The 15,313-nt window shown below is 48.8% G+C and carries 11 protein-coding genes; 6 read left to right on the top strand and 5 right to left on the bottom strand.

Features of this window, described 5'->3' with window-relative positions; genetic code table 11:
* Positions 1-138 precede the first annotated feature (138 nt).
* Positions 139-891 carry an SDR family NAD(P)-dependent oxidoreductase gene (locus ACYVFD_RS06455; protein ID WP_461088960.1) on the bottom strand — a complete coding sequence of 251 codons (753 nt, stop codon included), beginning with the start codon at positions 889-891 and terminating at the stop codon, positions 139-141.
* 300 nt (positions 892-1,191) lie between these two features.
* Here ACYVFD_RS06455 and ACYVFD_RS06450 point away from each other — a divergent pair, with 300 nt between their 5' ends.
* The 3 genes from ACYVFD_RS06450 (at position 1,192) to eboE (ending at position 4,980) form a co-directional block, all read left to right on the top strand.
* Entirely contained in the window at positions 1,192-2,181 is a 990-nt protein-coding gene (locus ACYVFD_RS06450; RefSeq protein WP_461088959.1) for a glycosyltransferase family 2 protein, read from the top strand.
* A gap of 326 nt (positions 2,182-2,507) precedes the next feature.
* Positions 2,508-3,671 (top strand): 3-dehydroquinate synthase, encoded by a 1,164-nt coding sequence (locus ACYVFD_RS06445; RefSeq protein WP_461088958.1) that lies wholly within the window; start codon positions 2,508-2,510, stop codon positions 3,669-3,671.
* A gap of 82 nt (positions 3,672-3,753) precedes the next feature.
* A complete protein-coding gene (eboE, locus tag ACYVFD_RS06440) occupies positions 3,754-4,980 on the top strand; it encodes a metabolite traffic protein EboE (protein WP_461088957.1) in 1,227 nt (408 codons plus the stop codon).
* Positions 4,981-5,219: 239 nt separating this feature from the next.
* Here the strand turns inward: eboE and ACYVFD_RS06435 are convergent, their stop codons facing one another.
* Positions 5,220-8,420: a TonB-dependent receptor gene (locus tag ACYVFD_RS06435; protein ID WP_461088956.1), complete on the bottom strand. Its 3,201-nt coding sequence runs from the start codon at positions 8,418-8,420 to the stop codon at positions 5,220-5,222.
* 261 nt (positions 8,421-8,681) lie between these two features.
* On the opposite strand from ACYVFD_RS06435, the gene ACYVFD_RS06430 reads away from it, so the two are divergent.
* The 3 genes from ACYVFD_RS06430 to ACYVFD_RS06420 all read left to right on the top strand — a co-directional run bounded on the left by ACYVFD_RS06430 (position 8,682) and on the right by ACYVFD_RS06420 (position 11,355).
* On the top strand, positions 8,682-10,064 hold the full coding sequence (locus ACYVFD_RS06430; RefSeq protein ID WP_461088955.1) for an alkaline phosphatase family protein: 1,383 nt from the start codon (positions 8,682-8,684) through the stop codon (positions 10,062-10,064).
* A 136-nt stretch (positions 10,065-10,200) separates the two neighbouring features.
* Positions 10,201-10,737 carry a hypothetical protein gene (locus ACYVFD_RS06425; protein ID WP_461088954.1) on the top strand — a complete coding sequence of 179 codons (537 nt, stop codon included), beginning with the start codon at positions 10,201-10,203 and terminating at the stop codon, positions 10,735-10,737.
* 105 nt (positions 10,738-10,842) lie between these two features.
* Entirely contained in the window at positions 10,843-11,355 is a 513-nt protein-coding gene (locus ACYVFD_RS06420) for a hypothetical protein (protein WP_461088953.1), read from the top strand.
* 24 nt (positions 11,356-11,379) lie between these two features.
* Here ACYVFD_RS06420 and ACYVFD_RS06415 read toward each other — a convergent pair whose 3' ends face one another.
* The 3 genes from ACYVFD_RS06415 to ACYVFD_RS06405 all read right to left on the bottom strand — a co-directional run bounded on the left by ACYVFD_RS06415 (position 11,380) and on the right by ACYVFD_RS06405 (position 14,595).
* Complete coding sequence (locus ACYVFD_RS06415) at positions 11,380-12,348, bottom strand: DUF6089 family protein (RefSeq protein ID WP_461088952.1); 969 nt, start codon at positions 12,346-12,348, stop codon at positions 11,380-11,382.
* Positions 12,349-12,655: 307 nt separating this feature from the next.
* Positions 12,656-13,636, bottom strand: coding sequence for a PorP/SprF family type IX secretion system membrane protein (locus tag ACYVFD_RS06410; protein ID WP_461088951.1), 981 nt, complete (start codon positions 13,634-13,636; stop codon positions 12,656-12,658).
* A gap of 65 nt (positions 13,637-13,701) precedes the next feature.
* Positions 13,702-14,595, bottom strand: a complete 894-nt coding sequence (locus ACYVFD_RS06405) for a gliding motility-associated C-terminal domain-containing protein (protein ID WP_461088950.1) — start codon at positions 14,593-14,595, stop codon at positions 13,702-13,704.
* Between the last annotated feature and the right edge of the window lie 718 nt (positions 14,596-15,313).

The following is a 15,313-nucleotide window of genomic DNA, read 5'->3' as shown; positions in this document are numbered from 1 at the left end:
CATTACCTATTATAGATACGCCCCCATCGGGGTCAAACGTTTATAGGAACTACCGTCTCTATAAACATTCGACCCCGATGGGGGCATGCTCAATTCCATGTAGTAATATAGGTCAGCTTATTCGGCACTGACCAGTACCTACTTCCGATGGATCGTTTGCGCACCAGCCTGCGCACCGGCCAAAATGGTCATATCGGCAATGGTAACGTGTGCAGGAGCCGTTACGGCAAACACAATTGAATCGGCTATATCTTCGGCCGTAAGCGGGGTAAAGCCCTGATAGATTTTTGCCGCTCGTTCCTGATCGCCTTTGAAGCGCACCATCGAGAACTCAGTTTCTACGGCCCCCGGTGCAATATTCGTCACTTTAATACCATGCTGGGTCATATCCAGCCGCATGCCTGAACTGATAGCCTCTACGGCCGCTTTGCTGGCACAATACACGGCTCCATTGGGATACGTTTCCTTACCGGCCACCGAACTAAGATTCACAATATGCCCCCGTTTGCGTTCCACCATGCCTGGCATAACGGCCTTCGACACATAGAGTAACCCCTGTACGTTCCCGTCGATCATCAGATCCCAATCGGCCGGGTCGCCATCCTGAATAGCCGACATTCCATAGGCATTCCCGGCGCTATTCACCAGAATATCAATGGCTTGCCATTCTTCGGCCAATGTATTGATCGATTCATAAACCTCTACCCAGTTTCTAACATCGAAGTTCAGGGTGGTTACGTCGGTCTTTTTACTCAGTTGTTCCTGTAATTCATCCAGCCGTTCCTGTCGGCGGCCACAAAGAATCAGACGAAATTCGAGATCGGCGAAAGCTTCGGCGGTAGCGCGGCCAATGCCAGAGGTAGCGCCAGTGATCAGTGCAATACGAGACATGAAAATGAGGAAAGAGATGATTCTGCAAAGATAAATCATCATCCATCGTTTCGCGTTGGCACGAATTTTTTCTGAGGGACTGGGCGGCTAAATGCCCGAACCTAACAAGCACAAACTTCCTGATTATCAACAACCTACACTTGACGGCGTTTTTTTATTAAAAATCGCCCAGCGAATTGGTTAGGTTTTTGCAATGATATGATCATGTCGTAATCCTGGTCGAAAACGAGATTATTGATCTTTCTCCGCTCAGCCTTAACGGCATTGCATAATCAAGTACGTTCGTTATTACCTGTTCATATGCTACCTGAATTCTCGGTTGTGATTCCAACGTATCAGCAACCGGCCTTGTTACTGAAATGTCTGGATGCGCTGGGGCGTCAACGGCTCCCGCGCGATCAGTTTGAGATTATCGTTGTGGACGAAGGTAATTCGTCCGAAACCGAAACCGCCGTACAACTTTTCGCTAAACAGGTTGCCCGTAATGGTGGCCCTCTTGAAGTACGTTACCTTGGCCAACCTGAACGCCGTGGCCCGGCAGCTGCCCGAAACAGGGGTTGGCGAGCCGCCCGAGGTCGTATTATTGCCTTCACCGATGAAGATTGCTTACCTGAGCCGGATTGGTTAGCAGCAGCCCTTACCTGTTTTCAACGCGGGGCTCAGGTAATGAGCGGGCAGTTACGCGTTCATTTACCCGAAAACCCCAGCCCACTCGATCGGACGGCAACGGTTCTGAAACGGGCTGAGTTTTTGTCGGCCAATTGTTTTTGTCGTAAATCAACGCTGGAACGGGTCAATGGTTTTGAAGAAGCGTTTGACACGGCCTGGCGCGAAGACAGTGATCTTCAGTTCAAATTTATTCAGGCTGGGATTCCGATTGGCAAATGTCCCGAAGCGGTTGTTGTCTACCATATTCGTCCCTGCCCCTGGTATGGATTGCTCCGCGACGAACGCAACAACAGCTACGACGCACTGCTCTACAAACGCCACCCAAGCCTGTTTCGCGAACGGATTCCCTCGTATCGACGTCAGATCGTTCAATATTATGTTTCGGTTATTAGTATAGTGGCTAGTTTGGTAGGATTGTTTCTTGGCCAATGGGGAATGGCTATGATCGGACTTAGCATCTGGACCATCCTGTCTACCGATATGATCATGCGCCATCTGCCTCAGGAAACCCTGACCTGGACAACGACCAAACACGCCATCATCACCGCATTAGCAACACCCTTTTTATCCGTCTACTGGCGGTTGTATGGGGCCGTGAAGTATAAAGTGCTGTATTTATAAGCGTGGAGCAGGGGGCATGGAGCGTGGTGCAGGGGATGGCAGGGGATGCTCGTCCGCGATTGTATCGCGGATAACTGAGGTCCGCGTCTGTGACGCATTGATAATCAAAAGTTCGGTTGTTTCGCGTCGCAGACGCAACTCTCACGCATCCGCGATACAATCGCGGACAAGCATCCCCTGCCCCCAGCTCCATGCACCACGCCCCACGCCCCATGCTCCTTGCACCCCGCTCCACTGCTTATTTTACCCTATTTAATGAACCATTCAGGATTGGATTGTATTTTTGATTGGTAAAGTCAGTAGTACTCAACTGACTTTATCCGTTCATGGATCATTTGCATCAGTCTTTTAGCGTACGCTTTTCGTATAGTGTTTTTTTTACCGAGCGACTCTTCGATTCGACGAACACTGTTCTTGCCGACTTTTTTAAGCAACAGTTGACCGAAGGTTCTCGTAAAAAGCTTCTTTTTGTTATCGACTCCGGTGTTGTTGCGGCTCATCCAACTCTCCAGGCAGATATAACTCAATATTTTTCTCAACAAGTTGATAACCTGGATCTTATTCAGGATTTTATCAGTATATCGGGTGGTGAGTCCGCTAAAAACAATCCTGATTTTGTAGAGACGATCGTCGAAGCTGTCGATCGGTACGGCATTGACCGGCATTCCTATATTGTTGCGCTGGGTGGAGGTTCTATCCTGGATCTGGTTGGGTATGCGGCTGCTATTTCGCATCGGGGCATTCGCCACATTCGAATTCCAACCACAGTGCTATCGCAGAATGATTCAGGCGTTGGCGTCAAGAACGGGGTCAACTATCGGGCTAAGAAAAATTTCCTGGGCACGTTTGTTCCGCCTGTAGCTGTATTTAACGATAGCCAGTTTCTGACAACATTAGATGATCGGGATTGGCGATCGGGGATTTCAGAAGCTATTAAAGTAGCGTTGATTAAAGATGCTTCGTTTTTCGAGTGGATCGAACGACATGCCGAGCAGCTAGCAACCCGCGACATGACGGCGATGCACTACCTCATACATCGGTGCGCCCAAATGCACCTTGACCATATTGCCGGGGGCGATCCGTTCGAAATGGGCTCGTCACGTCCGCTGGATTTTGGTCACTGGAGCGCGCACAAACTCGAACAACTCACTGATTTTGAGGTACGACACGGTGAAGCCGTAGCCATTGGCATTGCACTCGACAGTCTGTATTCAGCCCAATTAGGCTGGATTAGCGATGCCGATGCCAACCGCATTTTGGGAACCCTGCATACACTCGGTTTTGCGTTGTACCACCCTATGCTGGATGCGAACGATAGCGAAGGTGTTTTGAAAGGGCTATCGGAGTTTCGTGAGCATTTGGGCGGTCAACTGACCATCATGCTGTTGAAAGCCATCGGTCAGGGAGTAGAAGTCCACGAAATGGATGCAGCCCGCGTTCGGCAGGCCATTGCCACGCTACGGGAAAACGAATTATCAGCAATTCTTTAAAAGTCGATACAGTTGCTCCAGCAAAGTAGCTAATTGAGCTTATCACTTTGTGTCCTTTGGGCCGCTGTGTCTAAATCTTATTATGAAAACATCGCTGGGTCATCTTGGGTACTGCACCAACATCCATGCGGGCGGAAGCTGGGCCGATCATTTTGCGGCCATCCAGCAGGCCATTCCCGAACTGAAGCAGCGTTTATCGCCCAATGCGCCGTTTGGTATTGGCCTCCGTCTGTCGAATCAGGCCAGTGAAGAACTGGAACTGCCCGACAATCTGATCGCTTTTCAGCACTGGCTCGCCCAGAACGACTGCTATGTGTACACCATGAACGGCTTTCCGTTCGGCGGCTTTCATGATACGGTTGTAAAAGACCAGGTCCACGCGCCCGACTGGACAACCGAAGCACGGGTTGAGTACACCAAACGGCTGTTCCGGCTACTGTCGGTATTGTTGCCCGTCGATGAACTTGGCAATGCGATTCAGGGCGGTGTCTCGACATCGCCCCTCTCCTATCGGCACTGGTTTGAATGGGAACAGCCAGCCGCCCGCGACTATATTTTTTCACTCACCACCCAGAACGTACTCGAAGTGGTAGCGGAGCTGGTCCGACTCCATAAGCAAACCGATCGGCTCATGCACCTTGATCTGGAACCTGAACCTGACGGCGTCATTGAAACGGCCGATGAGTTCATTAGCTGGTTTACGGAGTATCTGCTGCCAATGGGCATCGAGCAACTAACCAATGAGTTTGGCATGACTGATGCAGAAGCGGAGGCTACTATCTGCGAGCACGTTCGCCTTTGCTACGACGTTTGCCACTTTGCCGTGGGTTATGAACGCCCGGCCGACGTACTGGACAAGCTCAAAGAATACGGCTTACGGGTCGGTAAAATCCAGATTAGCGCGGCTTTGAAAGCCCAGTTTCCCGACGACCCAGCCGAACGAACAGCAATTCGGCAAGCTTTCGAGCAATTCAACGAGCCTACTTATCTGCATCAGGTTGTTGCCCGGTCGAGCGATAATACGCTGATGCGATTTTCTGACTTACCCGAAGCACTTGCCGCGTTGAATAACCAACACAGCGAATGGCGATCACATTTTCATGTCCCTCTATTTGTGGCCGACTATGGCGTATTGCAATCGACTCAGGATGACATTATGGAGGTGCTACGGCTTCAGGCTGAACGACGCTTTACCAACCAGCTCGAAGTGGAAACCTACACCTGGGGGGTATTGCCCGATGATTTAAAGAAAGACATCGTTGACTCCATTGAACGCGAAATGAAATGGGTCGTTGAGCAGATAGGTTAGTGCAGCCTTACCACTTAAGAAAATTAAAACCCCTAAATTCCATGAATAGACTTTAGGGGTTTAATGAAGCGGTTTTATACTTTTCCTTATTAGTCAAAGCAATGCTTTTTTTGTCATTCCGACGAAGGAGGAATCTCAAGCTCAACTAATAATCAAGCTTGAGATTCCTCCTTCGTCGGAATGACAAAAAATAGCGCCCATTTTAAGTGTATCTTCAAAAGTTCAGACAGCTTCAATATCTAAAAGAAGCTGAACCGTGCACCAAGCTGAACCTGGAACGGATCGCCTGAAGGCGTAACGGCTCCCGTGTTATTGACCCGGTAATTATACTGCGGCACCGACGCGGTAAAGCCCGGTACGGCAGCGGTGGTGCTCGTTGCCGGAACGCTCAACGCATACAGTGCCTGCGTACCCAGCGACTTGTTGGTTCCCCAATCCCTTCTCAGCAAATTCGTAAAATTGAACACGTCGGCCGATAGTTCTAGCGCGTAGTTCTTTCCGAACCGGAACTTATACAGCGCCCGTATGTCGAGTACGCCGAAGAAGCCATTGACACCGCCATTGCGCTCGGCAATCCGGCCAGAATAGGCGTTGATGTAGTTTTTGAGGCTCTGGCTGGCTGCAGGGTTATCGAGCAGGGCTTGCAGACCCGTCCGGACGTTGGCGGCTACTTCGGGATTGTTCCGGTCAAAAACAAAAGCCAGATCGTTGGTCGCTACGAAGTCGGCGTTGGTATTAGCCCCCGACAGCAACGAGTAGCGCGTACCGCCAATACCCGTATACCGGAATCCAAGCGTAACGCCAAAGAACGACGGCAACGTACCGTAAACGACCACCTTGTTGCGGAACTGGTTATCCGAATACGTCGTGTTGCTCAAGTTGCGTGGGTCATCTTTTACGGGCAGCACCAGCGTAGCCGTGTTGGCCACGTTACCGTTGTAGGTAACATTGTCGCGGGTGTCGTTCCAGGTGTAGCTCGCTGTGATTTCGCCATCCCGGAAATATTGCCACGTAGCATCCACTACGGCTGCAAACTGATTCACCTGCCCTTCGCTGTTCAACTCCAGTACCCGTCCCAGACGATTGCTGATACGCCCCTGCTGCCAGTCGCCCACGCCTGTCGTCGGCATTGACGCCAGCGGTACGTATACGCCCCGATTCGCTTCATTGGACAGCCGGAAGAACGGTTCTGCCACCATATTCCGGTCGATGTACATATAATTATTACGTCCCAGCGACATGTACCCCGAAACACCAACTTTCAACCGGTCCGTCAGGAAGCGCGAGTACGAGATATTGGCCTTGTAAAGCACCGGTATTTTAGCGTCCGGGCCCGTCATGTTGATGGTCGGCACCTGAAACTGCGCCAGCGTCGGAATACTGGACGCATTTTGGCGGTAAGCGGCAAAATCGGGCGTTGGTACGTTAGCTCCCCGCACATCGACCGTCGCAAAGTGCTTGCCGTCGAAGGTCAGGTTATTAATCAGCATATAGTTGTTAATGTCCGACGCAAATACCCCAGCTCCCAACCGAATAAAGGTGCGGTGTTCGTTATTGACATCCCAGTTGAACTGGATACGTGGCTGCGCAATAAAAGATTTGATCTGGTTGTCGGTGCGTAGTTTCAGATCGTCGAATACCACCTGATTAAATTGCGCTTTGGGGTAGATCGAATAGTCGAAGCGCAGCCCGGCGGTCATTTCCAGCTCCGGTCTCAGGTGGGTGCTGAGTTGTCCGTAAGCGCCCAGGTTGTAAATATTGCCGTAAACGGTCGGATCGGCCACGAGCGGTACCTCACGGTAGAAACGATAGGGCTTGAGGTTGTTGAAATTATCGAGCGCCGACCCGGAAGCATCGTTAATGTAATGAAACCGGCCATTTACTTCACTGCCATACAGCGACTTAGCGTGCGTGTACATTAGGTCGGCCCCAAACGTGTACTGAATCCGGTCGGTGTTGTAGTAAAAATTATCGACCAGTTGCAGCACATTGTTCGTGAATCCTTCCTGTGCGAAGCGATGCCCACCCATCTGGATATTAGTCGACAAGGTTCGTCCATCTACCGTCGATGTTACGTTCTCCACGATGTTACGGGGAATATTAGCGGCTGGCAACTGATCACCGGGACCGCTTTTCTGATAGGTGTACAGGTACTGGAGCTTCAACTCGTTGGTAATCTTGGGCGAAACCGTTGTGCGGAGCGTAGCCAGCAAACTGTTGTCGATGTTGTAATCGTTACCGTACGATTCGTAAAGGTTGATAGCCGTATTGTCGGCCAGGCCCAATTTATTCCGGTCGTTGGTATAGTTGTCGCGGATGGTCAGCAGGTTATTGGCGTTGATCTGCCAGTCGATTCGGGCAAAGGCCGCATCCGTTCCCCGGTTTTTGGGGAACGTACCAAATTGCTGCGTGTTGGCTACACCGTACTTGCTGCGGGCAATGTCTACATACCGATTGAGCGTGGCATTGGTCACGTTGAAACGGCTTTCGTCGAGTGGTGTCTGTACGTCGGCGATAATTAGCGGGCGCGAATCCTGCTGATGGTCCCATACAACGAAGTAGTGCAGTTTATCTTTGATAATTGGACCGCCTAACGAAAACCCAAACTGATTGGTCGAAAACGGTACGTTGCGCACGTTGCCCCGAATGTCGTACCGGCTAGACAGCCAGTTGGCGCGGGTGTAGTTGAACACGCTACCGGTCAGTTTGTTAGTTCCGGCCTTCGTTACGGCACTCACCAGACCACCCCCGGCCCGGCCGTACACGACGTCGTACTGGTTGGTGATTACTTTAAACTCCCGAACAGCCTCAATCGAAATTGAGTACGGCGCACCGCTGCGGCTGGTCGTCGCTCCGGCCGATGTCGGGTTTTTAGCCGTCATTCCGTCGATGGTGTAGTTGGTGGATGAACCAAGCTGGCCCGACAGGCTACCGCTGCTGTTGGTGAGGGGCGACAGGTTAACGAGCTGCGTAAAGTTTCGGCCATTGACGGGCATCGAGATCAGCGTTTTGGCATTGATAGCCGTAGCGGCCCCCAGGTTGTCGGTCTTGTTTTTCAGACCCGACGCCACCACCTGCACCACCTCAAGCGATTGATCGGCTTCCTGCATGGCCAGACTGATGCGAATGGCGTCGCCTTGGTTGACCATGTAGCCGGTCCGCTTTTGCTCGCCGTACCCAATAAATGTAACGCGGATGGTGTATGGGCCGCCTAATGGAATTTCTTTAAACGAATATTCGCCTTTGGCATTGGTCACCGTTCCGGTGGTAAAACCCGTGGATTCGTTACGTACCTGAACTGTAGCACCGGGCAGCGCAGCTTTCTCTTTTTCCGAGATCACCCCCGAGATTGATGCCTGTGTAGTCTGGGCAATTGTTTGATTGATGAAAGAACAGATTAAAAATAGAAGGATAGCACTAATAAGTAGGCCTTTTTTCATTTGTCAACTGAGTAGTTATGAGTTGCAAAGAGAGTGCCTGCCTTTTAACTGAATTTTAACATGCCTTTACCATATCGTTACCATTACATGATGAAACCTTAATAATTTCACTACACCGAAAACTGATGGACTGATGAGACAAACCTTATGGTAGAATAACCGTTTCTCATCTTTATTGATCAAGAACCTTAATCGGCTCTAGAACCGTTTTACCAGCAGATTCAATACTTTTACAGTTGCTTTTTCTTCGTTCAGATAACCATGCAAAAGACCGTAGTACTCGACGTTGTAGGGCTGTCGTATTCACTCATTGGCGAACACACACCTTTTCTGAAACAATGGTTCGCCAGTAAGCATCAGGCGACTATCGACCCGATGCTTCCAGCCGTAACAACCTCCGTTCAGTCGACCTATGTAACGGGCAAATGGCCAAGCGAAACGGGTATTGTCGGTAATGGCTGGTACGACCGGACAGATTCGGAAGTGAAATTCTGGAAGCAGTCGAACAAACTGGTAGCCGGTGAAAAAATCTGGGAGCGGGCAAAGAAAATCGACCCCAATTTTACGGTCTCCAAGATGTTCTGGTGGTATAACATGTACTCTACCGCCGATTTCTCGGCCACGCCACGCCCGCAATACCCCTCCGATGGATTGAAAATTCCTGACTGCTACACCCATCCCGGCGACCTGCGTGACAGGTTACAGAAAAAACTAGGTACGTTTCCGCTCTTTCAGTTCTGGGGGCCAGCTACGACGATAAAAAGCAGCCGATGGATCGCCGATGCCTCCATGCTAGTCGACAAGTGGCACCACCCGACCTTAACACTGATTTACCTACCACATCTGGACTATTGCCTGCAAAAGTTCGGGCAGGATTTTGCGAAAATTGGCAATGACCTGCGCGAAATCGACGACGTATGCCGCGACCTGATCCAGTATTACGAGAAAGAGGGCGCTGAAGTAATCGTGCTATCGGAGTATGGGATCACGGATGTGGATAACCCGATTCACATTAACCGAATCCTGCGCGAAGCCGGTATGATTCGCTATCGGGAAGAGCGGGGACTGGAAGTCTTCGATGCGGGTGCTTCTCCGGCCTTTGCCACACCCGACCATCAGATTGCCCACGTGTATATCAATGACCCGGCGGTGTTCGATAAAGTACGCTCGTTGCTGGAAAACACCCCCGGTATCGAATTAGTGCTGGATAAGGAACAACAGAAGCAATACCATATTGATCATGAGCGTTCTGGCGATCTGGTTGTCGTGGCCGATGCCCGTAGCTGGTTTACCTATTACTACTGGCTCGATGACGCCCGCGCTCCGGACTATGCACGGCTGGTAGCGATTCACCAGAAACCGGGTTACGATCCGGTGGAGATGTTTATGGACCAAACCAATCCGCTCATCAAGCTAAGAGCTGGGTATAAATTAGGTCGCAAACTACTTGGCTTCCGATACCTGATGGATGTAATCTCGCTGGATGCAACCCTCGTCAAGGGGTCGCATGGCCGGGTTGGTACAGCGCCCGAGCATCATCCTGTTTTTGTTAGCAGTCGAAACGTGGGAAAATCCCTGTCAGCTACGTCAGTTTACGCTCAGATCTGGGAAACCTTGTCAGTTGATGTATTCGTCAACAAGTAATAAACAATGTATAGTGCAGAATATATAATGGATAATGGCACTACGACAATTATACATTACACATTCTGCATTATACATTGCCAAACAGCGCACCTAACTTCTTGGTTATTTGAGTGGAAGCATCTAACTTAAATCTATGAAAGCGATCTTTCCTCTTCTTCTGCTGCTTTCGGCTTGCTCTACCCATCGACCAGCGGCAGTAAATGCGCCTGCCGATGGAGCTGAATATTATCAGGCTAGTCAGCCCATTGCCGGTTATCAGCAACGCCTTTACCCTGACCCCCAGGGTGGCCTTGGGCATTCACAGGACCCTGACATTAAAGTTACCGACATTCGGTTGACGGCCAGCTATACCGTGCTGTACATGACATTTGCCAAAGATCCCCATGGGCACGACAATAATTACTACGGCACGAGTAGTATTTCGTTCAACCCAAAAGCCGTGCTGGCTACGTCGGACGGAAAGAAAACGTACACCCTGGTTAAGACCGAAGGTATTCCGATGTCGCCCGAAACCCGCGACATTAAGAATGATGAAAAAGTCCCTTTCATTTTGTATTTCGAGCGGCTCGACAAGGGCGTTGAATCGTTCGATTTGTTCGAGTGTAAGAGCGATAATCAAAATTCCTGCTTCAATGTCGCCGGTATGACGGTACGAAATCCAGTTGACTGAACGACCTCATCGCCAAAATAATCTATTATTTTCTGTTCATATATACACCGAATCCGTCAATCAGGCGTTAATTTTATAGTTCCCGATTGAAATTAATGGTTGATTATGAATTTGATTACCTCCGTAAGCCGTCGCTTACGCACTCCTCTTTTTTTTCTTACCGGCTTGCTTATCAGCGTTTTAACGTTAGCTCAGGTCAATTTAACGTATCGGTTGCTCACTGGGTATTTCCTGAGTACTGATGCATCGGTCAATAAGGGTAAGCCTACCCTATTCGTGTTCGATGAGGCTGATGGTTTTGAAAAGGTTTTTAAGCCAGCAGCAACCACCAAGCGCCCAGATGCTATAAACTTTGCCAAAGAAACAGTAATCGGCATTGCACTACCGTCTACGAACAAACCGCCCAAGCTGTCGATCAGTAAAGTATTCGTCCAGGATTCTGTTTTAACGGTGCGCTATATACGACTGGCCGATACAACATTGACGCACAATCCACAGTCGTTCACAAGCCAACCTTTATTGCTACTTGCGGTCCCAAAGCACAACTATCTGAAAACCAAACTCATTGAAAACGGTAAAGTTGTTCAAATCCGGAAAAAGCAAGACGAGGAGGAGTAGTTTCAGACGTAAGGTAGCACCAGACTATCGCAAAGGTGGACACTTGATTCGACCCGGAAAGATATATTGAATCGATACCGTACTGAGCAGGTAACTATCTTTTTGCAGCGTGTTACTGCCTCGTTCTGAGGTTGTAAATAAGGCAGGTTGATTTTGAAACAGTTGCTGTGCCTCGGTGTACCGACTGATATTGACCCGGGCCGCATCGAACTCAAATCGACGATCGCCCATGAGCGCTGACAGACCCTGCAACGTTCCCGACTGGTCATACTGCCCGCTTACATCGTCAAGGTAATTGGTAAAGGTGTACCGAAAGCCTAGCTCAAAGCCCAGGTTCAGATTTTCGTTTAATCGATAGCGTACACCAAGTCCTGCCGGAATAGCAACCGTCACCAGCGAATAGGCTTTGTCCCGTTCCGCTCCCCCTTGTCCCTCTGTGTGCAATGGCTGAAGCTGAACCCACTGCCGCGCAGCCGATTCGCCATTATTTCCATTTGTGTTGGTTGGGGTACGAGCTTCTGGATTATGGGCTATAACGGCCAGCCCACCAAAGACGTATGGGGTAAACTTCGCTCGGAAAGCGGGTCTGTCTCCATCAGCGATGAATGAATAAATCCCTGTTATTGAAACTTCTTTTACATCATTGCGAAAATGAAGGTTTCTTGAAAACTGAGCGGCATATTCGGTTGGATTCGATCGGCTGTATGTATAATCATCGCCCACAATTCGGGCCCATGTAAACTGAGCACGGCCAGCAAAATGCGGAGTAAACTGGCGGGTATAGCCCAGAGAAGCATTCCAGCGAGGAAGTGTCGTTAGCGATTTTGCCAGATTTGAATAGCTGGCCAAATCGCCAAAATATGTCGATGAGCCAACCCCAAGCGATAGAGCATCGTACTGAATAAACCGACTCTTATTTCGCCACTGTGCCTGGCTAATTGTTGCCTGATTTAGTACTAACCAGGCTATTAATACGCATTTAATGAAATTCATGTACATAATCGAATCAACTCAACTAAGCTCCAGAGCCAAATGACAGATACTTGAGGATTCTGAACTGTCTTTCATTTCAGAATCGGCAAAACATCAGCTATTCACACTTTCCACTCGTTCTTAAAAATTCTCCCTAATCTTCTCCAGCGCTTCGTTGAGTATTGATTCATGTAGTAAAAACGGAATCTAAAAAAGCACATTGTTTTATATATAAACATTTTTATTAAAATTGTTTATATATAGAGTAACTTCCTTTTTGATCACAAAAAAAGGCCACTGGCTCGCTAAAACCAGACGGCACCTCTACTCAAAGATAACGGGGGGTTAGCACTCGTGTTTTAGAACGCCCTACTCTATAACGCACCATAAACTCATGCGAACTAGGGGCCACATCTTTGAAATTATTCATCGTCCGATCATAAGCGTAGCCAAACCGGAGCTGATCCGTTAATTCGACTTCCAGCAAGCCAACCAGTGCATCGGTTGTGTTGGTCGACCAGGATGAAAACTGATTTTTACGAACCGACGCACCCAGAGCAATACGGTCAAAAAACCAGAAATTAACGTTCCCATCAAATCCCAGATTCGTTCCTTCGGCATAGCGCAGGAGCATCGACGGCTTCATTTTTATATCGGAACTGAGACCAACGACAAATCCGGCTCCCAGATAGGCCTGCCGAACCTGCACCTGGGGTGCACTTCCTGTATTGTATTCACTCAACTTATTTTTGATCAGTCGGGGAACCGAAACACTTACATAGGCCCGATCGCTGCTGAGGTAAATACCTGTACCAAAATTTGGCAGAACCTTGGAAATATTACTGGCAAAGTTCGGATCAATCTGGCCGGTATTTCCAGGATTCACCTGAACATCGATTAGATTGGCCTGATAACTGGAAGCGCCAGCCTGTAACCCGAGTGCCAGTGTACTCCGATTCCCTACCGGAATACGAAACGCATACGAAGCGAAAGCACCCGCTTCCTGAAATACACCCACTTTATCACCATAGAGCTGTAGGCCCACTCCTACCCGGTCGTTATTGAGCGGCATATCCATCGAAAACGTGGCGGTTTGCGGGGCTCCCTGTATACCGGTCCACTGACTTCGATACAGCGCCGTCATGTTGAACGACTCTCTGCTTCCGGCATAGGCAGGATTCAGCGCCAGCATATTGAACATATACTGCGAGAACATTTTATCCTGTTGCGCTTTGGCTGCACTACCGAACAGGGCAAGCAGCATGAGTAAAAAAGCGGCTTGTTTTTTAGGTAAAAATGGGGTCAACATCGGGTTACGATTAACTTGTTATGGATCTATTCACTTACCGCTCGCCTTTACCTGATTCCATTCAATCAGTAACTGATCGTCATTGATCGCTGAAACGTACGTCCATCGCTTAATCGAACACTATAGAAATAGGTACCGCTGGGCACCGTACCCCCATCGGCTTTCCCATCCCAGTCATTCTGGTAATTATCGCTGGTATATACGGTCGCACCGCTCAGGTTATAAATGGTAACGCTCGCTTTCAGCGCGCCCAGATTATACAATACAAATCGGTCGTTAAGACCATCGCCATTGGGCGAAAAACCTTCCGGAATCATCAGTTCGCCATTACTGGCCACGCCTTGTCCACTGCATATGGCGCCAATCGATGTGATTTCCAGATTCTGAAAAACGCCACTCGCTTTGGTCACGTAGGCATCGACATTTGATGAGGCATTTTTAAGTACCACTTCACTTAAACCAGTCACGGGGAAACTGGTATCGGTATGCCAGCGCAGGCCAAAGCAGTTGTTGGTAATCAGACTTGTATTCCGAATATCGAACTGCAGGCAGGAAACCGTGATCCAGTCGGTACCGACCAGTTTAGCGCCCGTTCCCGATCCGCCATAGGTAGTATTGAGCGAAACCGTTCCGATGGTTGGGCCTTCAGTAGTACCGTTCAGGTTTTGTGGATTATAGCGCGTATCGCTGGCGGGTGCCGGGCTGGCGAAATTTTCCTGGCTGACGATTTGCGGATTGGTAATGATCCGGGAATCATAATCGAATCGATAGTTGGCATCGCCCATCAGGAATGTACTATCGGGATGACTGGCTTTGACATCCAACCGAATGACGACCTTCCCGGTTGAACAGTCAAGCGATTTGACCGTAAACCGCACCGAGAATCGACCTTTTTGAGCAAAAGCATTCGTCGTGACGGCCAAACCCAGAAGAAAAAGAAAGTAAAGCCTTTGTTTCATAATTCAGTGGATTATGAGGTACCGTGTTAGATAAGAGATGTTGCGTTGAGACGATTGTAGGGGTGCCCGCGTTACATTAGTGTATCAACATGTAAACAGCGAATGGCAAGGATCAGGGGTCGTTGAGTTCTGTTTAAGCAACGTCGTGCGTAATCAGTATCCAATTGGCTGCAATTCTGTGACCACTTTGCAGGAAAACGCCCCCAAAATGAATGAATTGGACCTTTAACTAATGGAATGAGAACTATGACTTAAGGAATTTAACATTTAGGGCATTTTTGGAGGTGTACGTTTAATATATTTATTCATAAGTAATCAATTACGGAGTTCACCTATTGAAGGCATGTTTTAGGCTTATCAATTTGATTACCAGACCAATCAATTAGACAAAAAAGGCTTGTTACAGGGCGTTTATTGGCGTAATTATTGCGCTTGTTTTATTTAGCTATAATTTACCATTTCCTATTTAATATATATATACAATAGAATAGAGTTAAAAAAATTTCATTTATTACGTAAATTTTTTAGTTAGGTACTGTTTTTTATCAATTCATGGGGCAAATGTCCATTTATCTACTGCCTCTTGGTAATCGTCCCTATTAGGGTTTTATAGTAAAACAGTCACAGGAAGCGGGAACACACGCCCATAGGGTTTATTGAGGCTGTTTAAACTTTCGGTATAGCTAGATTGGCTTTCTGTCATTCCCACGTATTCTGT

Source organism: Spirosoma gilvum (assembly GCF_054776815.1).
The sequence above is the reverse complement of the archived record's forward strand: the minus strand, read 5'-3'. Positions and strand labels throughout refer to the sequence as shown.